We start from the raw sequence: 25,039 nt of genomic DNA on the forward strand, positions 1-25,039 counted from the left end.
GATTTTCCCTAGAAAAGGTGGGGGATGGGCACGCTGAGTGCCACGACGAAGGTCAGGTAGAAGGCGGCGGTGACGATGGCGCTGAGGAGGATCGACATCCGCCACGTCTCCTTGCCAAGGAACCTGAGCCAGAAGAACGTGAGGAGCAACGTCGGGATCTCAAAACCGGTCAGGCCGATGACGAGAACGAATCCGATCAGGGTCCCCACACCGGCAGCGACCTGCAAGCTGGAGGAAGAAAATGCCTCGGCATCCAGGGTCTTGCGCCCGAACAGCAGCAGTGCCACGGACAGAACCGCCATCACCAGACTGATGATGAGGGGCCACATGCCGGCTTCCGGCCGTTCCGGGGTGCCGATGCCCATGGACAGCGACATCGCAACGCCGGCAACACCGAGCAAAGCCGTCACGACACCGGCCGCCACATTGGCGAGGGGCCCGGCATGCGGGGGTCGTTCCTCGTCCCATTCAGCGGCCAGTTGCTCGGCCGTCAGCGGCTCGACAGGATCGGCTTCGATTGCAGAGGAGCCGGTGCCGGATGCTGCGTGCGGGGTGGAGGTGCCCAGGGGGGCCTCCTGCCGGGAGCTTGACGTCACTTCCCGCCGCCCAGGTCAACGTCGTACTTCTGTGCAAGTTCCTTGAACTTCGCCGCATCCGCTGCCCAGTCCTTGGCGACCTGCGCTCCATCGTTTTCCGCTGCAGTAAACAGGTTCTGCTTGTTGAACGCCTTGTATGCTTCGGAGGCAAAGGCGGTCTTGAAGGCTGCCCGCAGTTTCTCGAGCACCGGCTCCGGGGTGCCCTTCGGCGCCGCGACGGCCCTGAACTGCGAAACCGGAACGTCGTAGCCCGCCTCGATGGCCGTCGGAGTGTCGGCCAGGTACTGGTTCCGTTCCTTCGAGAAGACAACCACCGGGTTGAGCTTGCCCGCCTTGATCTGCGGCATCGCTTCGGCCAGCTGGATGGTCGCCACATCGACCTGGTTGCCCAAGAGGGCAGTCATGGCGGGAGCGCCGCCGTCGAACGGCACGTCGGTGCCGTCGATTCCGGCCTGTTTGAACAGCAGGGCCTGGGCGAGCTGGCTGCCCGTACCGACGCCGGTGGTGGCAAAGTTGAACTTCTTGCCCGCCTTGGTGAGCTGCTCCATCGTCTTCAGGCCGGAGCCGGCATTTGTGACCAGAACGTAGTCGTCCTGAGAAATCCCGGTGATGACCTCGTAGTCTTCGATCTTGACTGCTTCGTCGGCCGACACGGCCAGCGGAGTGATGGCGAAGAGAGAAGCATTCAGGATGACGAGCGTCTGGCCATCGGCCTTGGCGCCGCCCACTTCCTTGGTGGCGAGCGCGCCGTTGGCGCCCGGTTTGTTGACGACCGGGATCGGTGCGCCCAGGCCCGCGCTGGCGTTTTCGGCCAGGGCACGTCCGATCAGGTCCGTGCTTCCACCGGGAGCGGCCCCGATGGTCAGTGTGACGGGACCCGACGGGAACTTGCTGCCATCTGACGGGGCGCTGTTGCCCGCTACGTTGCCGCCGCAGGCAGTCAGGGCCAGGGCGAGTGCGAGGCCGGTTCCCGCGCCGAGTACAGACCGTCGGCTGAAGGTGGACTTGATCATGAAAATTCTCCCTTGAATGTTCGCTGTGATGACGGAAGCCGTTCTCAGTGAGTTCCGTCACGTCGGCGGCTACCACTGAACCCTAGAGGTGGTCGATGATGCGTGTCCAAGACGATTTAGGCATGGCGTGATACTGTTTCGGCATTATGTATTCCCTGGACCAACTACGTGGCTTCGTCGCCGTCGCTGAGGAACTCCATTTTGGCCGCGCTGCCGCGCGACTCAACATGACCCAGCCACCCCTGAGCCGGCAGATTCAAAAGCTCGAAAAGTCAATCGGCGTGCAACTTTTTGAGCGTGACAACCGGGGCGTTGCGCTGACAGCCGCCGGTTCGGCTTTCCTCACGGATGCGGTCAAGCTGCTCGAACTCGCCGAAGCCGCACCAAGCCTGGCCCGGAGGATATCTCAGGGCTCGGCCGGCTTCGTCCGCATCGGCTTTACGGCGGCATCGACGTTCGGACTGCTCGGTGCCCTTCTCAATGAAATCTCGAGCGCCCTTCCGGATGTCGATATCGACTTGCGGGAGATGGTGACCAAGGATCAGACCGCCGCCCTGATCAACGGCGAAATCGACCTCGGACTTGCCCGCCCGCCTTTTGATGAGGACCTTTTCGATTCGCGTCTGCTCTATCGGGAACCGATGATGGTGGCGGTCCCTGTGGGGCACCGTTTCACGCGGCTGGACCGGCTCGTGACCGTCGAGGACCTGCACGGCGAAGACCTCATCATGCACTCGCCGACCCAGGCGCGCTACTTCTATGACCTGGTCATCAGCCTGGTTTCGTCCCACCCCACCTTTGTCCACACGGTCAGCCAAATTTTGACCATGATTTTCCTGGTTGCGGCCGGGCGTGGAATCGCCCTGGTGCCACAATCCTCAACGGCCCTTGGCATCGAGGGTGTGGAATACATTGAACTGGGTGGATTCGAGACTGATCCGGTCGAACTGCATGCCATCTGGAGGCGGGAAGCACGTAATCCGGCGCTGCACCGCGTGCTGGATCTGATCAGCGGGGCGGCCGACTAACCAGGCTGGTGGTACCGGGGGCCGGCGCCGACGGCCGCTGCCACCAAGCGGTCGAAACTCGCGGTCCCGTTCTCCGGGGCGGCCACCGTGAAGACCGCAACCCATTTCTCGGGGGCATTTCTCTCCAGCGTTGAGGCCCGGGCAACATGCAGGTTCAATCCGGGCACGCCGCTGACAAGGAGCGGAAGTTGCTCGCCGCTCTTGGTCAAGTGCCGGAATTGCTTGACCGACAATTGGTCGCCAGGGCTACTCGTGACCTCGGCGAGGGTGTCATTGACCCTCTTGGTCAGCCCGCGCATGAAGCGTCTCTGGGCCGGGACCGTGCGCACTGTGAGGAGCGCGGCGAAGAAGAAAGTAAACAAAACCATGGCACCGAAACTCCTGAGAAACGGCAGGAAAATCATCAGGAACAGGCACAGGATCAATCCGAAAATACTGGACAAGATGAACTTCATGACGGGGTGTTCGCCTGGTTTCTTTGACCAACGGACAAGAGCGACGGTGTCCTTACGGGGCTGATCGCGCCGTGAAATTTCCATGATTAGTACCCCTTCACTTCCATGAGCGCTTCCGCCAGGATGATTGCCTCGCGTGCCTCCTTGAGATCGCTGAGCAGCCCCATGTCGGGAATGGCTCCGGTGGCAACGGGGGAGCCGGCGAGTTCAGTAAAGATGCTGCTCAACTCTTCACGGTCTTGTGACAGCATCCGGGAAGAAGTCAGTTTGATTCTGCTCAGCTCAAGCTCCAGCAGTGACTTGTCGATGGCCTCGCGCCGGCCTTGCATGACCGCCAGCTTTTCGGTGACGCGCTCGACGCGGCCGCGCAGCATCGATTCCATCTTTCCTGCCACAATGTGGAGCTCGCACAGCGCGGTGTAGGACTGCGGGGACCCGGAGTGCGCGGCGAGCTGCTCACTGACGTAATGGCGCCGTCGTTCCCATTTCCGGACGGCTGATTCATATGGTCCCAACAGCAACGAGACCGCTGCCAAGGCCTTGTCCAACGAGCCGGCCCGCGTGCTCAGGCTGGTTGTGGCGGCGTCCAGCCTCGACAGGAAAGCGTCGTAGTTGTCATGCGGCTGGACGCTATCGGTATTCACGAGCCACTCGCGTGCGGTGTCGCGATTCCCCTTGCCGGAATTTGCCCGCGTCTCTCATGGCAAGAGGATAGAGGCTCCGGGCCCGCTGGCATAGGGTGCGGATTCAGATCCCGGGCATCTCGGGCCAAGGCTAACGGCACCGCCCACGATGAAACCGGGGGGAGCACGGGGTCCGGTTCGTGGACTTCTTCCCGGTCATGGACTCCGGCGGCTTCGGGAAGGCGACGGCGGGGTAGTATCCAGCGACCTTCAGCATGTAGTTCGCCCACTGCGGGCCGGCGAGCATGTACCCGTCAATGGCCTTGTAGAACTTGCCGTTGACGGTGATGTTCTGGCCGGGCCGCTTCTGGCCTTGTAGGGTATCGCCAAAGAAGGAAGCCGTGGCGAGGCCGGAGGTGTAGCCCACTACCCAGGTGGAGCCGTTGGTATTGGAGGTGCCCGTCTTGGCCGCGGTCGGAAACCGCTCTTGGACCTTGGGCTTGATGTAAACGCCGGATCCGCGCTTCAGCACGTCCTGCAGCACGGCGTTCACACCGCGGGCGACCTCGGGCTTGATCGCATCATGGCAGGCGCCGGTCTCGGCCGGCAGCTTGTGTCCCGCCGCGTCGGTTACTGCCGTAATGGCAATGGGTGTGCAGTATTTGCCGTCGTTGGCGAAAGTGGCAAAAGCATTGGCCAGATGGAGCGGGGCCACGCCGATGGCACCGAGCAGATTGCCCAGCTGGTGCATGTTCACCCGGGCGTTGTCCACGCCGCTGTGGATCCCCGCGGCGTCCACCATTTTCTGGATGCCGCAGAAGTCGAGTTGGGCGGCCTCGGCGAAGGTGGCGGTGTTGATGGAGTTGTACAGCCCGTAGTCCACGCGCATGCGGCGGTAGTATCCCGCGTCGTTGTTCTGGAGATCGTCTGCCGCGCCGAGGCCCTTCTGGCTCGTGCTGTAGGCGCCGAGCACCCTGCCGCAGCTTGACCTCCACGGAAATCCGAGGGGATAGGACCGCCGGGAGGCGTCCACCATGGTGGCCATGGATTTGCCCTCGTTGAGCCATTCGGCGAACGTGAACGGTTTCATGGTGGACCCCGGCTGGAACCCGCCGGCGCCGTTGAGATCGTTGCCGTTGGCATCCTTGGAATCGACGTTGAAGTTCAGCTGGGTATCGAATTTTCCGGGCGTTGGGAGAAAGACGGTGTTTTGCGCCATCGCCAGGATTTTGCCCGTTCCGGGTGCGATCGAGACCATTGCGGCCCCCCATTTGTCCGGGTTGGCACCGGCCGTGGCGTCGACCTGCGCCTGCGCGGCCAATTGGAGCCGGCTGTCCAGGGTGGTTCTGATGGTCAGGCCACCGCGGAACAGCTTCCTCTCACGCTCGGCAGCGACCTTCCCGTAAGCCGGGTTGTTGAGGATGAGGTGGGAAACGTAGTCGCAGAAGTAGGGTGCCATTTCGGCGCCGGCGCATCCCTGCATCCCGGGGGTGATCTTAAGATGCACCGGGGCGGCGACGGCGGCGTCATGCTCCGCTTGCGTGATAGTCCCGGAGCTGAGCATACTGCCGAGCACCTGGTTGCGTCGCTGGATGGCGTTGTCCGGATGGACGGCGGGATTGTAGAAGCTGGGGCTGTTCACGAGGCCGGCCAGCAGGGCGGCTTGCGGCAGCGTGAGGGCCTTGGCCGTGGTGTTGAAGAAGTAGCGGGACGCGGCTTCAATGCCGTAGGCATCCCGGGCGAAGAACACGATGTTCAGGTACCCCTCAAGGATCTGGTCTTTGGTGAATCTCTTCTCCAATTCGACGGCCAGCTTCATCTCGCGAATCTTGTCGGCCATGTTCTTCTGCCCGTTGAGGACAATTTGATCGCCCCTGTCCGCAGAGACGAGGGATTCATTGAGCACGTTGGTGACGTACTGCTGGGTCAGTGTGGAGGCGCCCTGCCTGCCGCCGCTGGCCAGGTTGGACACCAGCGCCCGGAGAATCCCCTGGGGGTCGATGCCAGCGTGTTCGTAGAAGCGGCGGTCCTCGATCGCGACGATCGCGTCCTTGATGTACGGGGACATCTGCTCGAGCCTGACCTTCACGCGGTTTTCCGCGAAGAAGGTGGCGATCGTTTTCCCGTCGGCGCTGAGCACCCTGGTCGACTCCGACGGCGGATCAACGGTCAGTTCCGACGGGAGGTTGTTGAAGAATTTGATCGAATCGCTGACGGCGACGCCGGTCGCGGCAACGGTGGGGACCAGGAGGCTCGCGGCCAGGACGCCGCAGACCGCGCTCGCGGTAAAGAACCCGAAGAGCCTCCAAAGGGTCGGGGCTAGTCGGGATCCGGTGCGTTTCCTGCGCGCCATGGTGCCGGAACAGGCTAGGTCAACGAATCGATGGCGACGGTGATCGCAAGGATGAGCGGGACGTCCTCGCCTTCCGCGGATTCGACGCCGTAGGACTCACGCACGCGGAACCATTTCTTGGAGATCGTGGCGACCCTGCGGCCGTCGCGCTCTATCTCGTACTCGTGGTCGACTATGTTGCCGTGCGCCTTCATGTCGGCGCCGTCCTTCACGTCGATGTCAAAGCGGTCCCGGAGCCCAATCAACGCCTTGTGGACCGTCGCGGCGGTGTCGTCGCCGCGCTCGATAGAGACCTTGTCCCGGATCGAGAGCTTGCGCTCCTGGATGCGCGCCACCTCGTTTCCCGAGGCGTCCTCCAGGACGAAAGTGTCCCGGATACGGACCGCCTTGCCGTTGACCTTGTAGGCGCGTCTGCCCTGGTCGTCTTCGATCCAGAAGTCATCCCCAATCGACAGCAGTTTCTCGCGCATCTGAAACCGCTGGCCGGTGGGTTCGTCATGCCGGTGCCGTAATAGTCCCATGCCCTGACAATAGGGCCGCTTCGCCGCCTGACACCTCACCCGAACCGGATGGTCCGGGGAGGAGCCAGGCAAGCGCCGTCAGATGCCGGTCAGCTCGCCGGGATCACCAGGCCCTTGAACTTGGTTTGAATGAAATCCTTCATGTCCTGCGATGTCAGGATCTTGTACAGCTTCTGCACACGCGGGTCATTCTTCATCTCGGCCTTCACGGCCAGGACGTTGTAGTAGGCGCTGTCCTTGCCCTCGACCAGCAACTGTTTGTCGGCGCTCAGGCCGGCGGGAAGGGCAAATGCCAAAGTCACGATTGCCGCGTCCTTGTCATTGAGGGCCTGCGGCAGGCTGGCGTTTTCGATCTCCGTGAACTGGATATTCTTCGGGTTGGCTTTGACGTCCTTGAGCGTGATCGGGTTTTCACTGACTTCGATCAGTCCCTTGGATGCCAGCAGCTTCAAGGCCCGGGCCTCATTGGTGGGGTCGTTCGGGATGGCGACCGAGGCGCCGTCGGGAAGGGCCGCAAGGTTGGCCACGTCATTGGAGTACAGGGCCATAGGCGGCAGATACACCTTGCCCACGCTGACGAGGTTCTTGCCGGAAGCCTTGTTGTAGGTCTCCATGAAGGTGGTGTTCTGGAACAGGTTGGCGTCGATGTCGCCGTCACTCACGGCCGCGTTGGGCGTGTTGTAGTCGCTGAACTCCTTGTACTCCACGGTGAGGCCCTGCTTGGGGGCGAGCTCCCGCTGGACTTGCTTCAGCATGTCCCCGGCGGGCACCGCAAGGGCACCGACCTTGATGGTCTCGGCTGCCCCGCCTGGGCTGGCGGTGCTCGCGCCGCAGGCGGACAGGACGAGGATGGCGGCCGCGCCGGTTGCGGCGGCCTTCAGGATTGGTGCACGGAACATTGGAACTCTTTCGCAGAATGGGACGGGTTTGGGTGGGGGTTTTGGGGTGGGGCGTTTGGGGCGGGGGGTTTGCGGTGCGTGCGGCGGCTACCGGTGGGACAGGCGCCGCGCCGCGAAGTTGCCCAGGGACTGGAAGACCTGCACCAGCAGGACCAGAAGGATGACAACGCCGAACATGTACTCCGGGCTGTACCGCTGGTATCCGTAGCGGAATGCGACATCCCCGAGGCCGCCGCCGCCCACTGCGCCCACCATGGCCGAGTAGCCGATGAGCCCGACCACGGTAGTGGACAGCCCGAGGGCCAGGGCCGGGACTGCCTCGGCAACCATGACCTTAGTCAGGATGGTCCACCGGCTGGCGCCCAGCGACTGGGCGGCTTCGACGAGTCCCACAGGCACTTCGCGGATGCCTATCTCCACCAGCCGGGCGAAGAACGGAATGCCGGCGATGGTCAAAGGGACAATGGCGGCGGTCGGTCCGATAAAGGATCCGACCAACAGGCGGGTGAACGGAATGAGCAGGATCATGAGGATGATGAACGGGACGGACCTGCCAATGTTCACCACGACGTCCAGCACGCGGTTGACTGCGAACCCGAGCGCCCGGCTGCCAAAGAGCTTCGCCAGCAGGCCGCCGGATTCGGTGGTCACGAGCAGGACACCGGCGGCCAGGCCGAAAAGAACCGTGAACAGCAGGCTCAGCCCAACGGTGTAAGACGTCTCACCCGCGCCCTTGAGGATCGTGTCCAGCAGGTCCGACCAGAAGTACGGGTCATTACGGTCGATCACTTGACTACCTCCACGAAGAGTCCCTGGGAACGGAGATCGGCCACGGCGGCGGCCACGGTCCGCTCATCACCGGGCAGCTCCAGCCGGGTGCGTCCTGTCTGCAGTCCGCGGATGGTTTCAACTGCGGCACCCAGGATTCCGACGTCGATGCCATGCTTGCGCGCCAGTTGGGCGATCACGGGCCGGTCGGTTTTGACTCCGCTAAACGTGATGTCAACGATTGCGCTGGGCGTCTCCGGGATCTCTCCCATGGGGAACAGCGCCTGGCCCAACAGGGATTTCTCCGTGGCCAGCAGCTGTTCCACCGGCCCCTGTTCAAGGATCCGCCCGCCGCTCATGACGGCGGCGGAGTCGCAAATCCGCTTCACGACATCCATCTCGTGCGTGATGAGCAGCACGGTCAGCCCAAGATCCTTGCTCAGTTTCCGAATGAGATCAAGAATCTGCCGGGTCGTCTCCGGATCCAGCGCTGAGGTCGCCTCGTCGCTGAGCAGTACCGAGGGGTTGGAGGCCAGCGCACGGGCAATGCCGACGCGCTGTTTCTGTCCGCCGGACAACTGTGCGGGGTAAGCGGACGCCTTGCCGTGAAGGCCCACGAGTTCCAGGATCTCCAGGGCCCGGGTGCGCCTCGCTGCGCGCCCGGCGCCGGTGATCTCCAAGGACAGTTCCACATTCGCCTGCACCGTCCTGCTGCTGAGCAGGTTGAAGTGCTGGAAGATCATGCCGATGTTGTGACGTGCCTCGCGCAGTTCTGCGCCGGACAGCGTGGTCATCTCGCGGCCATCGACGTTGACGCTCCCGGAATCCGGAAGCTCCAGGGAATTGATGGTGCGGATCAGCGTGCTCTTACCGGCGCCGCTCTGGCCAACGACGCCGAAGATCTCGCCGCGGCCAACGGACAGCGTGACGCCGTCGAGGGCCTGGACCGCCGTCGGCCCGGAGCCGTAGCTCTTCGAGACCTGGCTGACGGAAATCATGGATGGTGCTCCCTGTGGTGGCTGGAATCGTCACGGAAGCGCGTCCGCAAAACTGGGTGCGGACGACGTCCGCACCCAAGCCTTAAATTCTGCCAAGAAGGCCCAGGCGGCACATAATCCGAATTTCTGCCCTAGAAACACGCTTCTGCGCCAAGATAATTCATCCAATCAGCGGAGATCGGCTCGGAAGCGGCCGCGGCGTCCGGAAGTGCCCGGAGAATCGGGAACTCCACCGGCAGCCATCGCGCAGGGAGAGATTCATCACATCGCCGATCCGCTCTGCGCCGGTAGGGCCCTCAGCTGGTGCCGGATTGGCTCCAGCGCTGCTCGATCCGGCCAAATTTCCAGACGGCGAGCGCGATCAGCCAGATGACCACGAAGAGTCCGACAATGATGTACCCGACGTTTTCCAGCTCCAGCGAGCCGATTGTGGCTGCCGGCCCTGATTCGATTCCCAGTTTGTCTGCCACAAGCCCGAGCAACACGATGACACCGACGACCAGTGCCACCACCACCGAGAGCACCGTGACTGTGAGGTTGTAGAACACCTTGCGGACCGGATTAATGAATGCCCACCCGTAGGCCCTGGACATGAACACGCCGTCTGCGGTGTCGAAAATGCTCATTCCGGCGGCGAACAGCACGGGTAGGACCAGGATGGCGTACCAGGGCAACGAGAAGGCCGCGGAACCAGCTGCGAGTACGAGCAGGGCTATCTGGGACGCGGTGTCGAATCCCAGGCCCATCAGCAGGCCTACCGGATAGACGTGCCATGGCTTGGCGATCCGCCGGATTGTTCCGCCGAGCAGTCGAGCCACGAAGCCCCGGTTGTTGAGCTGATATTCAAGCTCGGCCTCGTTCAATTCGCCGGTCCGCATCCCGCGGAAGACCCGGACGATGCCAATCACCGAGACGAGGTTCATCAGCCCGATCAGGATAAGGAACGTTCCAGCGACGGCGCTTCCCACCAGCCCCAGTGTCTGAATAAGGGCCGAGTCCTCGTTCTGCACGCTGCCGGCCATCGCACTCACGCCGAGGGCCAGGAGCAGCGCCGCGCCGAAGACGACGCTCGAGTGGCCCAGCGAGAACCAGAAGCCCACCCCCAGCGCGGTCTTTCCCTCGCCGACCAGCTTGCGGGTGGTGTTGTCGATTACGGCGATGTGGTCGGCGTCGAACGCATGCCGTACTCCCAGCAAAAAGGCGGTCACGCCCAGCCCGACCCCGTACACGCCGGAGCGGCCCAGGGCGAAGTTCTGCGGAGCCACGGCCAGCGTCAGCACACTCCAGCCGACCACATTGAGCAGGATGACGAAGCCGGTGATGCCCGCGAGATGGAACTTGTCCCGGCGTTCCCAGCGGCTGCTTGTTGGGCGCCCCGGCTCCGCTACAGGCAACAAGTTGCTCATAGTTCGTAAGGGTAGGCGCGGGGGGTCGCCGCTGCCAAGACCTCGCGGACTGTGCCCGGCCGGATTGCCGCAGGCTTTGCCTTCGCGGGCGCGGTGGAGACCGAGACGCTCTGCCCTATCCGCCGGTGCGGCCTCCGTGCAAGCATGGGCTCACCGATCATGCACAGCACTTCGATCATGAACAGCACTTTCGATCATGAACAGCGAGGGGACTCGATGAAATCTAATGAACTGCTGCTGGACGCCTTCGGCCGGATCCGTGAGACGGTGGCCGCCGCCCTGGCAGGGGTCGACGATGCCACTGCGCGCCGACGGCCCGAAGGCAACGGGAACTCGATGGCCTGGCTCATCTGGCATCTCGGCCGGGTCGAGGACGCGCAGCTGGCTTCCGCCGCAGGCCTGGACCAGGTCTGGACCTCGCAGGGGTTTGCCGCCCGCTTCGGCCTGCCCCTTTCGAAGCGGGACACCGGCTACGGCCATACGAGCGGCCAGGTCGACGCGGTGCAGGCACCCCCGGAGCTGTTGCTCGAATACTACGACGCTGTCCACCGGCAGACCGTGGAGTTTTTGAAGACTCTCGGCGACGACGACTTCGACCGAATCGTCGATACCCGCTGGGACCCGCCCGTCACGCTCGGTGTACGGCTGGTCAGCACGATTGCCGATTGCCTCCAGCACGTGGGGCAGGCGGCCTACGCGAAGGGCCTGAACCGCGCGCACGGGGACGGTTAGGGCGGTTCCAGCCATGCACGACGCCGACATCCGCCAGCTCTTCCCCGGGCTCAAGGACACCATCTATCTCAACACCGCTACCATGAACGTCGGCTCCGCTCCCGCCCGGGAAGCCTACGACCTGGCGGTCGCAAGCTGGTCTGCCGGCCGGTTCGACTGGATGGAAGCCGAGCGGGCAGGGGAGGTCGCCCGCGCCATGTTCGCCGAGATCATCGGCGCCACGGCCGGGGAGATCGCAATCGTTCCGGCCGTGAGCACAGCCGCCGGGACAGTGGCCGCTAACCTGCCTCCTGCGAAGCACGGCGAGAACGTCGTGGTCGCCGAGAACGAATTCGCCTCGAACTACTTTCCCTGGCTCTTGCTCCGGGAGCGCGGCTACGAGGTCCGCGCCGTGGCACCGGGCCGTGACGGCGTGACGGCCGAGGCGTTTGGGCAGGCGGCCGACGGCGGCACGCGCCTGATCGCCGTAAGCGCCGTTCATTCGGCCAGCGGTTACCGGGCCGACTTGGCCGCGCTCAGCCGGGTCGCTGCCCGCTCCGGCGCCTGGTTCTTCGTCGATGCCTGCCAGGCGGCGGGCGCGGTGCCGCTGGACGTGGTGCGCGACGGCGTGGATTTCCTTGCCGCCGCAAGCCACAAGTTCCTGCTCGGCTCCAGGGGCATGGGCTACCTCTATGTCCGCAGCGGGCTGCTGGACCGCCTCCAGCCCATCGGCCCGGGCTGGAAGGCCGCCCGCAACCCGGCCGAGAGCTTTTACGGACCGGCAATGGACCTCTCACCCACGGCCTCGAAGCTCGATGCCTCATTGGCGTGGTTTCCCGCCCTGGCCGAGCAGGCGGCGCTCGGCATCTTCCGCCGGTTCGGCATCGCAGCCTTGCTCGATCGCAACGCCCGGCTCGCCCTTCGCCTGCAGGATGCCCTGGCGGCGGAGGGCTCCGCCTTCCGGCCCTTCACCGAGCAGCACCGCTCGACCATCGTCTCCGTGCCGGTGAGAGATGCCGAGGCGGTCTTGGCACGGTTCCGCCAGGCCAACGTGGTGGCGTCGGTCCGCGAGGGCAGGATCCGGCTCGCCGTACATTTCTACAATGTGGAAGAAGAGCTCGATCGCGTGGCCGAGTTGATCGGACGCGGATGAGCGACGACGATGCCTCTTAAGGCACTGGGTCGCTTAGGCGCGCCTGTCTGCCTTCTCGTCGCTGCTGTAGGTGAGGCCGATCTGACGCCTGACTTCGTCCAGGGCCTCCATGACCTGAACGCTCTGCCGGGGCGGCAGGATGTCGTTGGCAGTGGCGTGCGCCGCAATGAGCCGCTCCATTTCCCGTGCCTGGTATTGCATTCCGCGGCCGGTGACGGACTCATCGAAGCGTTCGACGACGTTACCGTCGGCGTCGTACCTGGTGAAGGCTGACGGCATATACCAGACTGACGGGATCTCGATTCGGCCGGCGGTTCCGATGATCGAGGCCTGGTTTGGCCCTGCGGTGTCCAGCGCGCAGTGCAGGACGGCCTGCTGCCCGTCCCCGTACTCGAAAATCATGGCGGTCTGCCGGTCAACACCGGTTTCAGTCATGCTGGCCGCTGCCCGGATGCTGACCGGCGCTCCGAAGACGTCGAAGGCGAAGGACACGGGGTAGATGCCCAGGTCCAGGAGCGCTCCGCCGCCCAGCGCCGGGTCGTTGAGGCGGTGCAGCGGATCCTTGGGCAGATTCTGGTTGTGGTCCGCGATTACCGTCCGGACCTCGCCCAGCGCGCCGGATCGAATCAGTTCACGGATACGGACCATGTGCGGAAGATATCGGGTCCACATGGCCTCAAGTGCGATCAGTCCCTTCGACTCGGCGAGCTCCACAATCTCCCGGGCCTGCCAGGCGTTCATGGCGAAGGGCTTTTCAATCAACACGTGTTTGCCGGCGTCCAGGGCCAACAGCGCATTTTCGTGATGGAACGGGTGCGGCGTCGAAATGTAGACAATATCCACGTCCGGGTCGGCCACGAGGTCCTCGTAGCTTCCATGGGACGAGGGGATCTGAAACCGGGCCGCGAACTCCCTCGCCGATGCCACGTTCCGGGATCCCACAGCCTGGACCGAGGAGCCGTTCTCGATCAGGTCCGGCGTTTGCAGCCCGGCGATGAACCCTGTGCCGAGAATGCCCCACCTCGCAACGGGCGTGGCGAGATCTGCGGTACCGGTTGTGGCGTGCTCTGACATGCGTTGGGTTCCTTTCGGGCAGGTGGTCACGAAAAGCATCGGTCGAGTCTTGTTGCGTCGGCAGCTTCCCAGGACGTGTTCGTATCCTAAACCCGAAATCCGGGACTCACGGGGTGAGCGGGCCCCGAAGCACGCGCAGGGCAGCGGTGGCATCACCGTCAATGAGGGCGGCATCTTCCAGGCTGGATCGGCCCCATAGGCCCAGGTACATGACTGGCAATGGGGCGGAAATCGATGCCACGGCCGAACCTGGGCCCAGTGTCCAGCTGGCAGCCCCGGGCACCTGGAAAGTCACGGCCTTGTCCGGGCCTGGCATCCGGCCCAGCCGCAGCTGGCGCGGCGCGAACATCGCCAGGACCTCGTCTACACCGTCGAGCATGAAGTCGTCCCCCATGGCGGGGATCTCCAGGCCAAGCGCCTGGCAGGCGTCGATGAGGTGGATGGAGTGTTCGTGGGCCTGGCGCCGAAGCCAGAACCGGGCGGTGTGCGGCGGCGGGCCGAAGTCCCAACACGGTTTCTCGGGGTCAAGTGCCGTCATCGTCTCGAGGAAGGGTGCCGTGCCCTCGAGGAACCAGACCGCGGCGCCCTCGGCCGGCGGTGCCGGTTCCTTGACGAAGGTGCCCTCACGAACCACGGCGGCGGCCCACCGTTCGATTGAACCGAGATGCCCGAATAGTTGCTCAAGCGCCCAGCCCGGGCATGCCGGAACGGCACAGGCAAGTCCGTCCTCCGGCTGCCGGGCGAGCGTGCCGAGATGGTCCACGGAGCCGGCCAGCTCGGCCAGGTATCGATCGGGCAACATGAGTTGAGCCTAACGCGACGCCGAGGCCGCAGACCTGAAGCGCGTGCCGCCGCCGGGCCGGGCTCTGACCGCAGCGTGCTCTTGACGCGGCCGGGCCACAAGGGTATACAAGGGCCATCCCGGTGTCGTCGCGGGGTCACCACCGCAGAACAAACGCCGGCAGCGCGGGGACCGTCACTATGAACTATGGCGGAGTAGCGGAGTGAGGTGTGAGCCATGACCGGACTAGCTGCCTTCCGCGTCGTGGCGTTCAGCTGGGCCGGCTTCGTCGCCGCGGAAGCAGGGATAGGGGACCAATGGGCGTACTACTTCGGCGTGCTCGTGATCGTGCTCGCCCAGTGCGCCGGTGTACCGCTTCCTGCCGTAGCCGTACTGCTCGGGGCATACACCTCGGCGCGCCACGGAGATCTTAACCTTGCTGCCGTGATCGCCTTCGGCAGCCTGGGCGCAATGCTCGGCAGCACCATCGGCTACATCCTCGGGCGGGTAGGAGGACGTCCGCTGATGCTCAAGCTCGCCAAACGCTTCCATGCTGACGAACACCGCATAGAACAGCTGGAATCATTTTTTGAACGGCACGGCGGCAAAGCCTTGTTCTTCGGCCGCTGGGTCATTGTCGTCCGGCTCTGGGGCGCCATTGCCGCGGGGGCAGCCCGGATGCCCTGGCCAAGGTTTTTGCTGTGGACCATCCCGGGGTGCATCGCCTGGGTCGCGAGCCTCAGCATTCTCGCCTACGTGGCCGGGGCACTGGCACAAGCCATCGGCGACGCTCTCGACATAGGCGGCTGGGTGCTGGTCCCCGTCGTCGTGCTGGGCCTGTTGATGGTCTGGCGCCGGCGCAGACGTCGGAAGCTCGGTTCGGGGACAGGCACGTCCGACGCCGAATAAAGCCGGGATCGAGGGCAAGAATTCCGGCTCGCCGGCACCGCCTCCTCGCGGGGCCGGGCTTGTGCGCCTAAACTGCCTCGCATGCGTCCCACACGACAGTCGCGGCAATGAGCGGATACCCGGCGCCGGCGCCGCTGACCGAACGGTTTGCGGCCCAATCCGTGATCGAGGAGCTGTTGGCAGTCCAGGCGCTCGTTCCGCCGCGTTCGCTGCTGAGACGGATGTTCGGTGCCAGTCCGTTGAGCGACGCCAGCTGGCCCTGGTACCGGGGTGCGCTGGGCGAGATCGCCGTGGGCCGGATTCTGGCAGGGCTCGGGCCCGAATGGCTGGTGCTGCATGCCGTCCCGGTGGGCTCGGGCTGGGCGGATATCGACCATGTGCTGGTCGGTCCCGCCGGCGTCTTTACTCTCAACACGAAGAACCATGCGGGTCAATCAATCTGGGTGGCAGGGCAAACCCTGATGGTGTCAGGTAAGAAACTCCGCCATCTCTACAACTCCGCGCACGAGGCCGCCCGGGCCTCGAAATTGCTCAGCACGGCAGTGGGTGCCGCCGTCGACGTCACGGCGGTCGTGGTGATCGTGGAACCGGCGCGGTTGACGATCAAGGAGAAGCCGCGCCAGGTAATTGTGCTCAGCGATCGGCAGCTCCTGGGCTTTCTGCACCGGCGCGAAGCTGCACTGGACGCGGAACAGGTCCAACGCGTCGCTGCCGCTGCCGTGAATGCCCGGACCTGGCACACGAAGCCAGCGTTGCCCGGCAACCCGGATGAGCTCAATACGAACTTCGCCGCCCTCCGGCGGTTGGTTGATCAGGCACGACGGCGCAGGGTTGCGTGGGTGCTTGGTGTTCCCGCCGTCGGCTTTTTGGTGTTGGCCACGGCAGGTCCGCTGGGTGCGGCTATCCTGCATGCATTGATTAACCGGTAGGGGAGACCCTCCAGCGAAAGGCGCACGCCGCCGTCGCGCAATAGCTCGGACCCGGGACGCTGAGACGTCCCCGCCCGGCCGCTGATCCCGTTAGGGAACATCCCGATCGCCCCCGCCGTCCCGCATGCCCGCGCCACGTGCTGCCTCTGACTCGTCGCCTAAAAATGATGCGGTGCGGCGCCAGAACGAGGTGTGCCTCCGCGTGGCGTTTCCGGCGAATCAAGTAGGCAATGGCGTTCGCCCAAGCAGCGGGCAAGTAGCGACCTGAAGAAAACGGGAATGGCCCCCGAGAAGTCGAGTAGCATCCACTCGCGCGCTCCTGAAGTCCCGCTTCTAGGCTCCAAACTACGGGGTTAATAAAGTTAATGTAGTGATCAGAATCGGGTCTCAGCCATGCGTGATCAAACAAAAACTTGGGTGTCGTCCGGCCATTTTAATGGCCGTTTTCGCGGTGGAGGAATGGGTGGGTCGCCGCATCGCCGGAAGCACCGGGTGGCAACGATCAGCGCGGCTTGGCCCCGGCAACACCTGTGGTCCCGAGGCGTCTGGGCGTCTCTGGTGGCAGCATCGCTCGCACTTGCCGGGCTGTCACTGAGCGGGCCCGCCGTCGCGGACGTGGGGACCATCGCCCAAGATTCACTGCGGTCGGGCTGGGACAAGGACGAGCCCGGGCTCTCGCCGTCGTCGGTCGCCTCCTCGAACTTCGGCAAACTGTTCTCTGCAACCGTGGACGGGCAGGTCTACGCCCAGCCGCTCGTAGTAGGCGGTACCGTGATTGCCGCCACGGAAAACAATGCGGTCTATGGGCTGGACAGCGCCACGGGTGCGGCAAAGTGGACGCGTAAACTCGGGCCGGCGTGGCCGGCGTCGACGGTTGGCTGCGGCGACCTCACGCCCAACATCGGAATTACGTCCACTCCCGTCTACGACCCGGTGACGAAGAGCGTCTACCTGCTTGCGAAGACGAATGACGGTGCCAGTGCCAAGCTCCCGCACTGGTACATGCACGCCCTGGATGTGGTGACAGGTGCGGAGAAACCAGGGTTCCCCGTCGTGATCGATGGCGCACCGACAAATGACCCCACCCGCCCGTTCAATGCCATGACCGCGATGCAGCGCCCAGGGCTACTGCTCATGAACGGGGTCGTGTATGCGGGATTTGCCAGCCACTGCGACTACGCGCCGTTCGTCGGCTATGTCGTCGGCGTATCGACCGCCGGCCGGCAGACGACGATGTGGGCGACCGAATCAGGCAACGCCAACGCGGAGGGCGGGATCTGGCAATCAGGCGGGGGACTGGTGTCCGACGGTTCCGGTCAAATCCTGCTCACCACGGGGAACGGCATTTCCCCCAAACCGGGTCCGGGAACGAAGCCCCCCACCACCCTGGCGGAGGCAGTGGTCCGGCTCCGGGTCGGCAGTGACGGCAACCTGAAAGCCACCGACTTCTTCAGTCCGGCCGACAACGCGAAGCTGAACCTAAACGACGCCGATCTGGGCTCCGGCGCGCCCGTCGCGATCCCGGACGGCTATGGCACCGCTGCACACCCGCACCTGCTGGCCCAAATCGGTAAAGACGGCCACATGTACCTGCTGGACCGGGACAACCTGGGCGGCATGGCGCAGGGGCCGGGCGGCACCGACGCCGTCCTGGACATGGCCGGTCCGTACAGCGGAGTGTGGGGAAAGCCCGCGTTTCTCGGGACCAGCAGCGGTGGATACCTCTACGTCATCGAGAGCAACGGGTACCTTCGCGCGTTCAAGCTCGTGACGAGCGCTGCGGGCGGGGTCAGCCTCGCCGCCGTCGGGACGTCCACCGGCACGTTCGGGTTCAGTTCCGGTTCGCCGGTGGTGACGTCCTCCGGTACGGACGCGTCCTCGGCCTTGGTTTGGGTGGTCTACGTCAGCGGAGGTACGGGGGCCGGTGCGGAACTGCGCGCCTATCGTGCACTCCCGGACAACACCGGGAACCTCAAGGAGGTGTTTAGCGCCCCGTTGGGTACCGGGGCCAAGTTCTCCTCGGTGGCCACCGACCGGGGCCGTGTGTACGTCGGCACCCGGGACGGGCATGTCCTAGGCTTCGGCGCCCCGACAACGTCAGCGGTAGGGGCAACGAACACTGACCTCGGCAAAGCAAGCGTGGGTTCCACGGTAACCGCAAGTGTCACGTTCACGGCATCGCGGGCGGTGACGATCAGCTCCATCACGGCCGGTGCGCCGTTCAAGCTTGGAGCGACGCTCACGTTGCCCCGGACGCTGGCGAAAGGCGCAAGCATGACGGTCCCCGTGACGTTCTCGCCGACGGTTCCGGGCCAGGCAGACGGCACGCTCACGGTCAAAACGGCCGACGGCGAGACCGACCTTCTCGGCGTCCACGGTGTCGGCACGAAGGACGGCCTGGGCGCAACCCCGGCCGTGGTGCAGTTCACTGACGTCCCAACAAAAACGGTCAGCCGGGGGACGGTTAATATCGTCAACACCGGCACCACCGTCGCCAAGATCACCGGAGTCACATTGCCGGCCAACGCACAGCTGAGCGTCGACCCGGCCACGGTGCCTGTCGTGGGGCAGACGATCCAGCCACTCGCGTCGCTTGCAGTGTCCATGATGTTCAGTCCAACGTCGGCGAGTCCGGTGACCGATTCCCTCGTCGTCGCCAGTGACCGCGGGAACGTGACCGTAAAGGTGGCCGCGACCGCCGTCTCCGGCGCGGCGCACCTGCAAATGCCGAGCTCGCTGGACTTTGGTGATGTCCCCGTCGGAGCCTCGGCCACCCGGGCTTTCCAGATCACGAACACCGGCAACGTCCCGATGACCATCACCAAGGCGAAAGCGCCGCAAGGAGTCTTCTCAACCACCACACCCATCGCCGAGGGGTTGAAGATTCCCGCAGGTGAGTCTGCTTATCAGTCTGTGACGTTTACTCCGGCGAAAGTGGGCCAGGCCGGAACACAGGACACTTTTTATCTGATCACTGCGGACGACGGCCAAGGCGCGCTCAAGGTAATGCTTACAGGGAAGGGCACGGACGACCCGATAGCTGCCTACGCCTGGAAAGTCGGCGCCGGCGACCCGAGGTCGAAACTCGGCCGGTCGCTGGCCTTGGAGTATGACGTGGCGGGAGGGAAGTGCCAGGACTATGTGAGAGGGGTGATCTGCTGGTCACCGGCGACCGGGGCGCATGCCGTCATCGGCGACGTCTACAAGCGCTACAAGGCGGCGGGCGGTGCCGCCGGTGCCCTCGGCTTCCCGACTACCGACGAGAAGGCCGCGCCTGACGGGGTGGGAAGGTACAACCATTTCTCCGGCTCGAAGGGGTCCTCGATCTACTGGACGCCGATCACCGGGGCGCACTCCGTCCAGGGCGCCATCCGGACCAAGTGGGCGTCCCTGGGCTGGGAGAGAGGCTTGGGCTATCCGACCACGGATGAGAATGCCGCGCCGGACGGCGTGGGGCGGTACAACCATTTTTCAGGTGCGGGTGGGTCCTCGATCTACTGGTCGCCGAAGACCGGGGCGCACTCCGTCCAGGGGGCCATCCGGACCAAGTGGGCTTCCCTGGGCTGGGAGAGAGGCTTGGGCTATCCGACCACCGACGAGGCGGCCTCGCCGGACGGGATGGGGCGGTACAACCACTTCTCCGGCTCGGGCGGGAAGTCGATCTACTGGTCGCTGAAGACCGGGGCGCACTCCGTCCAGGGCGCCATCCGGACCAAGTGGGCGTCCCTGGGCGGGGAGAAAGGCTTGGGCTATCCGACCACGGATGAGATGGCCGCGCCGGACGGCGTGGGGCGGTACAACCATTTTTCGGGTGCGGGTGGGTCCTCGATCTACTGGTCGCCGACGGCCGGGGCGCACTCCGTTGAGGGTGCCATCCGGACCAAGTGGGCGTCCCTGGGCTGGGAGAGAGGCCTGGGCTATCCGACCACCGACGAGACGGCCTCGCCGGACGGGGTGGGACGGTACAACCACTTTACAGGTGCGGGTGGGTCCTCGATCTACTGGTCGTCGAAGACCGGAGCGCACTCCGTCCAGGGCGCCATCCGGACCAAGTGGGCGTCCCTGGGCTGGGAGAGAAGCAGACTGGGCTATCCGACTAGCGACGAACACTCGGTCTCCGGCGGCCGGGCATCGGATTTTCAACGCGGTCGGCTGACCTGGAACTCGACGACCAGGCAGGTTACTGGATAGCGGTGGCGCGTCGGTTCGGGCCCAGGCGCCGATCAACGCCTGGGCCTGATCGGTCTGGTAGCGGGCGAGGGCGGCGGCGTAGATTAATGACGGGGGCGGGCTGATTTTCGGCCGTGGTGCGGTCCGCCAACGAGCCGGTGTATGAAACCGCGCACGAGCCCCGCCGCGCCGAGGAGTGACCAGATGAACCAAGTTATCCAACGCCTGCTTGTTGCGTTCAATGACCACGACCTCGAGGCGGCAGCCGCGTTGTTCCATGAGTGGTACAACAGCGTGCAACCGGCCCACCCGGCCAGGGCATTTGTGGGACGGGCCCAGATGCACACGAACTGGGCGGCTATCTTCGCTGGCATTCCCGATTTTCACGCAGAAGTACTCCGGTCCGTGGATGACGGTAACACCACGTGGAGCGAATGGACCTGGGTCGGAACCCGCACCGACGGGCAGCCCTTCGACATGCGCGGTGTAACAATCTTCGAGATCGAGGACGGCTTCATAACTGGCGGAAGGCTCTACATGGAAGAGCTTGAACGAGAGGACGTGGGCATCGCACAGGCAGTTCAGACGCTGACGGGCCGCCTGCCGGACCAGCCCACGGGCCCCATGGACTAAAGTGGCTGGCCTCAAGCGGCTGGAGGAAGACTACGCGCGCGTCGACGCGTTTTGGCCTGATGCCGGATCTGGCGCCGGCGACGGGATCCCGGCTGGTCTGCGGCTGATGGGCGAAGCGGTGCTCCCGGCAGAGGTGGTGCGGTGGAGTGGTAGGTGTGGCCGGTGGGGGTGGTGAGTTCGATGGTGTGCCGTGGCCCTGGGCGTGGGATGGCGGTCCAGCCGGGGGCTTCCTTGGTGTAGTTGCAGGCTTCGCAGAGTCCTGCGCCGTTGCTCTGGCTGGTGCTCCCGCCGCCGTGCCGCGGCACGATGTGGTCCAGGTGGCGGATGGGGGCGTCGCAGTAGGGGGTGCGGCAGGTGTCGTCGCGGGCCTGGATGAAACGGCGCAGGCCGGCGGGGAAGATCCGGGCGCGGGAGTCCATTGCGACGAGGTCGCCGGTGCCGGGGTGGGTGTAGAGCCGGCGGAGCCAGACGCCGAACGCGGGGTGGCCGGGGGTCCGGGCCGCCCCGCCGGGCTCGTCTCCCGGGTTCGGGGGACTGCCGGGTTCCGGCGAGCCGCCGTCTCCGGGTGGGGCCGGCGCCGTGCCGCCGATGAGGGCGCGGGCCCAGGCGGCGGGGACGATGCCGTAGCCGGGGATCCGGGCGGGTTCGCTGTCGCCCTGGAACAGGGTGCGGTCGGTCATGATGACCTGGAGCTCGATGCCGGTGATGCCGCCCGGGGCGCCGGTGGTGCGTTCGACAAGCGGGTCGGCCATGAGCTGGCCCCGGGACCGGGGGTCCCCGGCGGCACGGAGCGTGTCCGCGGACCGGGCCAGGGCGGCCTGGACGGCGACCCCTTGGGCGACCGGGAGCAGTGCGGTGAGGTAGCACATGGTGTCCGGGGCCGGGCGGAAGCTGACGTGCCGGGCGGTGGCGGCGTGCGCGGCGCGCTCGGTGACGGAGCGGGGGTCGCGCCGGTACGCGGCGGCCTGGGCAGCCGCGACCAGGGCCCGGTCACCCACCCCGGATAGGGTCCCGGTGTCGGGGGCGAGTTCGTCGTCGACGGTGGCCCGGTCGGCGGCGCTCAGGCAGGCGGTTTCGCGCACGAGCAGGGTGGCGCGCCATTCGTTGAGCTGCCCGGTTTCCAGGGCGGCGAGGGTGTGCGGCATCTCGGTCACGAGGGCCCTGGCGAGGCCGAGGAGCCGGCCGCCCTTGGCCGGGGATTCGAGCCGGGCGAGGGCGATCTGCGCTGCGACACCGGCGCCGAGCTGGTCCGTGGGCACGCCGGCGTCGGCCTGTTCCCGGCGCTGCTGAAGTTCGAAGGCGACAGCCAGGCGGGCCTGGCGGGCGGCCATGGCGGACTTTCGGTCCTCGAGGTCCCTGATCTCATCGATGAGTGCGGCGGCACTGTCCGTGGCCGGCGGGAGGGCGGCCTCCTGGCCGACGGCGGTGAAGGACCCGCGGCGGGTGGTCGGCGGCCGGTCCGGGAGGCGCGCCGCCTCCGGCGCGACTGAGGCCAGCGTCGCCGGGTCCTGCCGGAACCAACTCGGGCCCCTGATTGCCGTCCATAAATCAAGTCTCCCCGCGACCTATGACAATTTAGATTTAAGCACACCTGGTTGGAACACAAAGGCAGAGATTGCTGATCGAAGTCCTTCGCCGCCTCCAGAAAGAAACAAGGTCTAGTGAGGCAAGGTGAGCTGCCGCTGCGGCTAGCGAGGCGGCAAAGCGTCAGGACGTCGTCGTTGGGAAGTGGCCGCGGCACCGCCGGGGCCTCCTTGCAGGACCCTTGCCTGAGATCTGACTTCGGAGGAGGATGATCGGCACACTGGAGGAGCCGTCATGACGCAGCTTGGCAAGTTTGAGAAGTACCTGATTGAGGAATTCTTCGACGATTACCGCGCCGGCGCCATGAGTCAGCGCACCTTCACGCGCCGGGTTGCGTTCATCATGGGCAGCATGGTTGCGACCTCGGGAGCGATGCTCCTCGTTGGCTGCACGCCCGACGAGGTTCCCCGCAGCACGGACGCCATGCCGACGCCTGCACCGTCCTCGCCGGGGACCGGTACCGCGTCCGCGGGCGCCGTACCAGGGGCCAAGAGCCCGCTGTCCGTCCCAGAGGGGGCGGCCGGACTCACGACGGCGACCGTGCAATTCGCTGCGGGCGGCACCGACATCAGCGGCTATCTCGCCCGGCCCGAAAATGGGACCGCCGGGCCGGCCGTGCTGATCTGCCACGAGAACCGCGGGCTGACACCCCATATCCAGGATGTGGCACGCCGCTTCGCCAAAGCCGGCTACGCGGCACTGGCACTGGACCTGCTGAGCCGGGAAGGCGGTACTGCGGGGATGGACCCCGACGCCGTGCCGGGAGCACTGACCCAGGCCGGGGCCCAGCGTCACGTCTCCGACTTCGCCGCTGGCTTCAACTACCTGAATGCCCAGGACTTCGTTGACCAGGGGCGGATCGCCATGAACGGCTTTTGTTTCGGCGGCGGCATCACCTGGCAGGCGGCGACGGCGATCCCGGACCTGTTGGCGACCTCAGCGTTTTATGGACCCGCACCTGACCTGGACAAGGTCGCGACCATCAAGGCCGCCGTCTTTGGCGTCTACGCCGAACTCGACCAGCGGATCACCGGCGCCATGCCGGCCCTCCGGGATGCCTTGGACAAGACTGACGTCCGGCACGAGCTCAAGATCTATCCCGGCGTGGACCACGCCTTCCACAATGACACGGGGCCGCGGTACAACCAGGAGCAAGCCACCGCCGCGTGGAACGACACCTTGGCCTGGTTCGGCAAGTATGTCTGAGCGCACGGCCGCCGCATCCAGTCCTCCTTCCGTGCGGCCTTAAGCCCGCACCGGCAATTCCGCTTTCCAGGCTCTACGTATTACGGAAACCAGGAGGCGCGATGTTCGCAAAGCGGACCGCTGCAGTCTTGGCCGCGGCAGGCGCGTTGGCCCTGACTGGGGGTGGGGCTGCACCCGCCCTCGACCGTCGGGCGGCCGTGACCGCAATATCCGACGGGACCCAAACCGCCGTCGCCCGCGGATGGGGGCCGGCGGTGGCAGGGGATGAGTTCAGCTACGCCGGGGCGCCTGACCCCGCGAAATGGAAGGTCTACAAAGGACCGGGGCACGCGGGCAAGGGGATCCGGAGCCCGATGGCCCTGGCAGTAGGCGGCGGCGTCGTGACGGTCCGCGGCAACGCGGCGGGCACCACGGGCGGCATGTCCGCCAGGTTTGCCCATCGGCAGTACGGCCGCTGGGAGGCCCGGATGAAAACCAGCGCCCGGGACCCGAAGTACCACCCCGTGCTGCTCCTGTGGCCGAACAACAACAAATCGCCCACCTGCGCCGAAATCGACTACGCGGAAGGCACCGCGGACACCACCCAGATCAAGTTCAACCTGCACCACGCCTGCAGCGGCCCGAACTTCCAGGCCCGGGCCGCACGCCGGATCGACACGACGCAATGGCACAACTACGCCGTCGAGTGGACCCCCGCCGGGATCACCGGTTACCTCGATGGGTTGGTGTGGTTTACCGACACGAACCCCACGCATCAGCCCAGGGTGGGGATGCACCAAACGGTGCAGCTTGACTGGTTCCCCAACGGGACCCCCACCAAACCGAGCCAGATACAGATCGACTGGATCCGCGTCTATAAGTGAGCGCCCGGGAAGTGAGCTCTGAAGCCGCGTTACTCTCCGGAGTCAACGTCCCGCAAGAGCCGGCCCGCAGCGTCGAACGTCTCTTCATAGGGCCCGCTCAACGCTTGCAACGCCACGAGGTGTTCCATCAGGGCACGTTCCGGCTGTCCGGGATGCGCAGCAAGCTGCTGGCGAAGCAACTCCCGGGCGCGGTCGTGTTCCGGAGCAGTGTCGGCGAGGACCGCGTCAACGATTCTGGCGGCCTGATGTCGGACTCCATCGGCAGATGCGGCATGTTCCGCACCGGACACCAGGTCATAGGGAACCTGTTCTTCGGGGCGTCCTAGAGTGGACGAGGGCTCCACCGACATGGCTATTCCTTTGATC

General features: G+C 65.3%; 22 protein-coding genes and 1 pseudogene. 10 read left to right on the top strand and 13 right to left on the bottom strand.

What is annotated here, in order from left to right:
* Window positions 1-8: 8 nt before the first annotated feature.
* Together BLQ10_RS15990 and BLQ10_RS15995 are read right to left on the bottom strand one after the other, a co-directional pair.
* Window positions 9-596 (bottom strand): tripartite tricarboxylate transporter TctB family protein, encoded by a 588-nt coding sequence (locus BLQ10_RS15990; RefSeq protein ID WP_254785608.1) that lies wholly within the window; start codon window positions 594-596, stop codon window positions 9-11.
* Window positions 593-1,606, bottom strand: coding sequence for a tripartite tricarboxylate transporter substrate binding protein (locus BLQ10_RS15995; RefSeq protein WP_091563927.1), 1,014 nt, complete (start codon window positions 1,604-1,606; stop codon window positions 593-595). The genes BLQ10_RS15990 and BLQ10_RS15995 overlap by 4 nt, the downstream gene beginning before the upstream one ends.
* Before the next feature lie 149 nt (window positions 1,607-1,755).
* Here BLQ10_RS15995 and BLQ10_RS16000 point away from each other — a divergent pair, with 149 nt between their 5' ends.
* The gene (locus BLQ10_RS16000) at window positions 1,756-2,637 is read left to right on the top strand and encodes a LysR family transcriptional regulator (RefSeq protein ID WP_091563745.1); all 882 of its coding nucleotides are present in this window, start codon (window positions 1,756-1,758) and stop codon (window positions 2,635-2,637) included.
* On the opposite strand, the gene BLQ10_RS16005 is transcribed toward BLQ10_RS16000, so the two are convergent.
* The 8 genes from BLQ10_RS16005 to BLQ10_RS16040 form a co-directional block, all read right to left on the bottom strand.
* Window positions 2,634-3,005, bottom strand: a complete 372-nt coding sequence (locus BLQ10_RS16005; RefSeq protein WP_139164262.1) for a hypothetical protein — start codon at window positions 3,003-3,005, stop codon at window positions 2,634-2,636. The two genes, BLQ10_RS16000 and BLQ10_RS16005, sit on opposite strands and share 4 nt — an antisense overlap.
* A 173-nt stretch (window positions 3,006-3,178) precedes the next feature.
* Complete coding sequence (locus BLQ10_RS16010; protein WP_091563748.1) at window positions 3,179-3,736, bottom strand: hypothetical protein; 558 nt, start codon at window positions 3,734-3,736, stop codon at window positions 3,179-3,181.
* A gap of 130 nt (window positions 3,737-3,866) precedes the next feature.
* Window positions 3,867-6,068: a transglycosylase domain-containing protein gene (locus tag BLQ10_RS16015; protein WP_091563749.1), complete on the bottom strand. Its 2,202-nt coding sequence runs from the start codon at window positions 6,066-6,068 to the stop codon at window positions 3,867-3,869.
* A 14-nt stretch (window positions 6,069-6,082) separates the two neighbouring features.
* Window positions 6,083-6,589 carry an LURP-one-related/scramblase family protein gene (locus BLQ10_RS16020; RefSeq protein ID WP_091563751.1) on the bottom strand — a complete coding sequence of 169 codons (507 nt, stop codon included), beginning with the start codon at window positions 6,587-6,589 and terminating at the stop codon, window positions 6,083-6,085.
* A gap of 89 nt (window positions 6,590-6,678) precedes the next feature.
* Complete coding sequence (locus BLQ10_RS16025; RefSeq protein ID WP_091563752.1) at window positions 6,679-7,488, bottom strand: MetQ/NlpA family ABC transporter substrate-binding protein; 810 nt, start codon at window positions 7,486-7,488, stop codon at window positions 6,679-6,681.
* A gap of 87 nt (window positions 7,489-7,575) precedes the next feature.
* Window positions 7,576-8,277 carry a methionine ABC transporter permease gene (locus tag BLQ10_RS16030; RefSeq protein WP_091563754.1) on the bottom strand — a complete coding sequence of 234 codons (702 nt, stop codon included), beginning with the start codon at window positions 8,275-8,277 and terminating at the stop codon, window positions 7,576-7,578.
* Window positions 8,274-9,254, bottom strand: coding sequence for a methionine ABC transporter ATP-binding protein (locus BLQ10_RS16035; RefSeq protein ID WP_091563756.1), 981 nt, complete (start codon window positions 9,252-9,254; stop codon window positions 8,274-8,276). Before BLQ10_RS16035 ends, BLQ10_RS16030 begins: the two co-directional genes overlap by 4 nt.
* Before the next feature lie 296 nt (window positions 9,255-9,550).
* Window positions 9,551-10,660 (bottom strand): Nickel transporter NicT, encoded by a 1,110-nt coding sequence (locus BLQ10_RS16040; protein ID WP_091563757.1) that lies wholly within the window; start codon window positions 10,658-10,660, stop codon window positions 9,551-9,553.
* A gap of 216 nt (window positions 10,661-10,876) precedes the next feature.
* Between BLQ10_RS16040 and BLQ10_RS16050 the strand changes: the two genes are divergently transcribed.
* On the top strand, window positions 10,877-11,392 hold the full coding sequence (locus BLQ10_RS16050) for a mycothiol transferase (protein WP_091563761.1): 516 nt from the start codon (window positions 10,877-10,879) through the stop codon (window positions 11,390-11,392).
* Between the two features lie 13 nt (window positions 11,393-11,405).
* Window positions 11,406-12,524 carry an aminotransferase class V-fold PLP-dependent enzyme gene (locus BLQ10_RS16055; protein ID WP_091563762.1) on the top strand — a complete coding sequence of 373 codons (1,119 nt, stop codon included), beginning with the start codon at window positions 11,406-11,408 and terminating at the stop codon, window positions 12,522-12,524.
* Between the two features lie 33 nt (window positions 12,525-12,557).
* Here BLQ10_RS16055 and BLQ10_RS16060 read toward each other — a convergent pair whose 3' ends face one another.
* Window positions 12,558-13,598 (bottom strand): Gfo/Idh/MocA family protein, encoded by a 1,041-nt coding sequence (locus tag BLQ10_RS16060; RefSeq protein ID WP_091563764.1) that lies wholly within the window; start codon window positions 13,596-13,598, stop codon window positions 12,558-12,560.
* 106 nt (window positions 13,599-13,704) lie between these two features.
* Window positions 13,705-14,400 (bottom strand): maleylpyruvate isomerase family mycothiol-dependent enzyme, encoded by a 696-nt coding sequence (locus tag BLQ10_RS16065; protein ID WP_091563766.1) that lies wholly within the window; start codon window positions 14,398-14,400, stop codon window positions 13,705-13,707.
* 216 nt (window positions 14,401-14,616) lie between these two features.
* Between BLQ10_RS16065 and BLQ10_RS16070 the strand changes: the two genes are divergently transcribed.
* From BLQ10_RS16070 to BLQ10_RS16085, 4 genes are all read left to right on the top strand, one after another.
* The gene (locus BLQ10_RS16070; protein WP_091563767.1) at window positions 14,617-15,288 is read left to right on the top strand and encodes a DedA family protein; all 672 of its coding nucleotides are present in this window, start codon (window positions 14,617-14,619) and stop codon (window positions 15,286-15,288) included.
* Window positions 15,289-15,395: 107 nt separating this feature from the next.
* Window positions 15,396-16,217, top strand: a complete 822-nt coding sequence (locus BLQ10_RS16075; RefSeq protein WP_091563769.1) for a nuclease-related domain-containing protein — start codon at window positions 15,396-15,398, stop codon at window positions 16,215-16,217.
* 558 nt (window positions 16,218-16,775) lie between these two features.
* Window positions 16,776-20,408 (top strand): Ig-like domain-containing protein, encoded by a 3,633-nt coding sequence (locus BLQ10_RS16080; RefSeq protein ID WP_175558655.1) that lies wholly within the window; start codon window positions 16,776-16,778, stop codon window positions 20,406-20,408.
* A gap of 183 nt (window positions 20,409-20,591) precedes the next feature.
* Window positions 20,592-21,020, top strand: coding sequence for a nuclear transport factor 2 family protein (locus tag BLQ10_RS16085; protein ID WP_175558656.1), 429 nt, complete (start codon window positions 20,592-20,594; stop codon window positions 21,018-21,020).
* Window positions 21,021-21,031: 11 nt separating this feature from the next.
* Here the strand turns inward: BLQ10_RS16085 and BLQ10_RS16090 are convergent.
* Window positions 21,032-22,565 (bottom strand): annotated as a pseudogene (locus tag BLQ10_RS16090) (DUF222 domain-containing protein).
* 273 nt (window positions 22,566-22,838) lie between these two features.
* Between BLQ10_RS16090 and BLQ10_RS16095 the strand changes: the two are divergent.
* The 3 genes from BLQ10_RS16095 (at window position 22,839) to BLQ10_RS22115 (ending at window position 24,999) form a co-directional block, all read left to right on the top strand.
* A complete protein-coding gene (locus BLQ10_RS16095; RefSeq protein ID WP_091563775.1) occupies window positions 22,839-23,810 on the top strand; it encodes a dienelactone hydrolase family protein in 972 nt (323 codons plus the stop codon).
* A 197-nt stretch (window positions 23,811-24,007) separates the two neighbouring features.
* On the top strand, window positions 24,008-24,673 hold the full coding sequence (locus BLQ10_RS16100) for a glycoside hydrolase family 16 protein (protein WP_254785609.1): 666 nt from the start codon (window positions 24,008-24,010) through the stop codon (window positions 24,671-24,673).
* Complete coding sequence (locus BLQ10_RS22115) at window positions 24,670-24,999, top strand: hypothetical protein (RefSeq protein WP_139164263.1); 330 nt, start codon at window positions 24,670-24,672, stop codon at window positions 24,997-24,999. Before BLQ10_RS16100 ends, BLQ10_RS22115 begins: the two co-directional genes overlap by 4 nt.
* The last annotated feature ends 40 nt before the right edge of the window (window positions 25,000-25,039 follow it).

Origin of the sequence: Arthrobacter sp. ok362, from assembly GCF_900102785.1 — a bacterium.
Lineage (GTDB): Bacteria > Actinomycetota > Actinomycetes > Actinomycetales > Micrococcaceae > Arthrobacter.

Excerpts from the sequence above, each read along its gene's own strand:
- BLQ10_RS16060 (WP_091563764.1), bottom strand. The coding sequence starts at position 13,598 with ATGTCAGAGCACGCCACAACCGGTACCGCAGATCTCGCCACGCCCGTT.
- BLQ10_RS16015 (WP_091563749.1), bottom strand. The coding sequence starts at position 6,068 with ATGGCGCGCAGGAAACGCACCGGATCCCGACTAGCCCCGACCCTTTGG.
- BLQ10_RS16035 (WP_091563756.1), bottom strand. The coding sequence starts at position 9,254 with ATGATTTCCGTCAGCCAGGTCTCGAAGAGCTACGGCTCCGGGCCGACG.
- BLQ10_RS16055 (WP_091563762.1), top strand. The coding sequence starts at position 11,406 with ATGCACGACGCCGACATCCGCCAGCTCTTCCCCGGGCTCAAGGACACC.
- BLQ10_RS16025 (WP_091563752.1), bottom strand. The coding sequence starts at position 7,488 with ATGTTCCGTGCACCAATCCTGAAGGCCGCCGCAACCGGCGCGGCCGCC.
- BLQ10_RS16000 (WP_091563745.1), top strand. The coding sequence starts at position 1,756 with ATGTATTCCCTGGACCAACTACGTGGCTTCGTCGCCGTCGCTGAGGAA.
- BLQ10_RS16085 (WP_175558656.1), top strand. The coding sequence starts at position 20,592 with ATGAACCAAGTTATCCAACGCCTGCTTGTTGCGTTCAATGACCACGAC.
- BLQ10_RS16095 (WP_091563775.1), top strand. The coding sequence starts at position 22,839 with ATGACGCAGCTTGGCAAGTTTGAGAAGTACCTGATTGAGGAATTCTTC.
- BLQ10_RS16070 (WP_091563767.1), top strand. The coding sequence starts at position 14,617 with ATGACCGGACTAGCTGCCTTCCGCGTCGTGGCGTTCAGCTGGGCCGGC.
- BLQ10_RS16020 (WP_091563751.1), bottom strand. The coding sequence starts at position 6,589 with ATGGGACTATTACGGCACCGGCATGACGAACCCACCGGCCAGCGGTTT.
- BLQ10_RS16065 (WP_091563766.1), bottom strand. The coding sequence starts at position 14,400 with ATGTTGCCCGATCGATACCTGGCCGAGCTGGCCGGCTCCGTGGACCAT.
- BLQ10_RS16040 (WP_091563757.1), bottom strand. The coding sequence starts at position 10,660 with ATGAGCAACTTGTTGCCTGTAGCGGAGCCGGGGCGCCCAACAAGCAGC.
- BLQ10_RS16075 (WP_091563769.1), top strand. The coding sequence starts at position 15,396 with ATGAGCGGATACCCGGCGCCGGCGCCGCTGACCGAACGGTTTGCGGCC.
- BLQ10_RS16005 (WP_139164262.1), bottom strand. The coding sequence starts at position 3,005 with ATGGTTTTGTTTACTTTCTTCTTCGCCGCGCTCCTCACAGTGCGCACG.
- BLQ10_RS16050 (WP_091563761.1), top strand. The coding sequence starts at position 10,877 with ATGAAATCTAATGAACTGCTGCTGGACGCCTTCGGCCGGATCCGTGAG.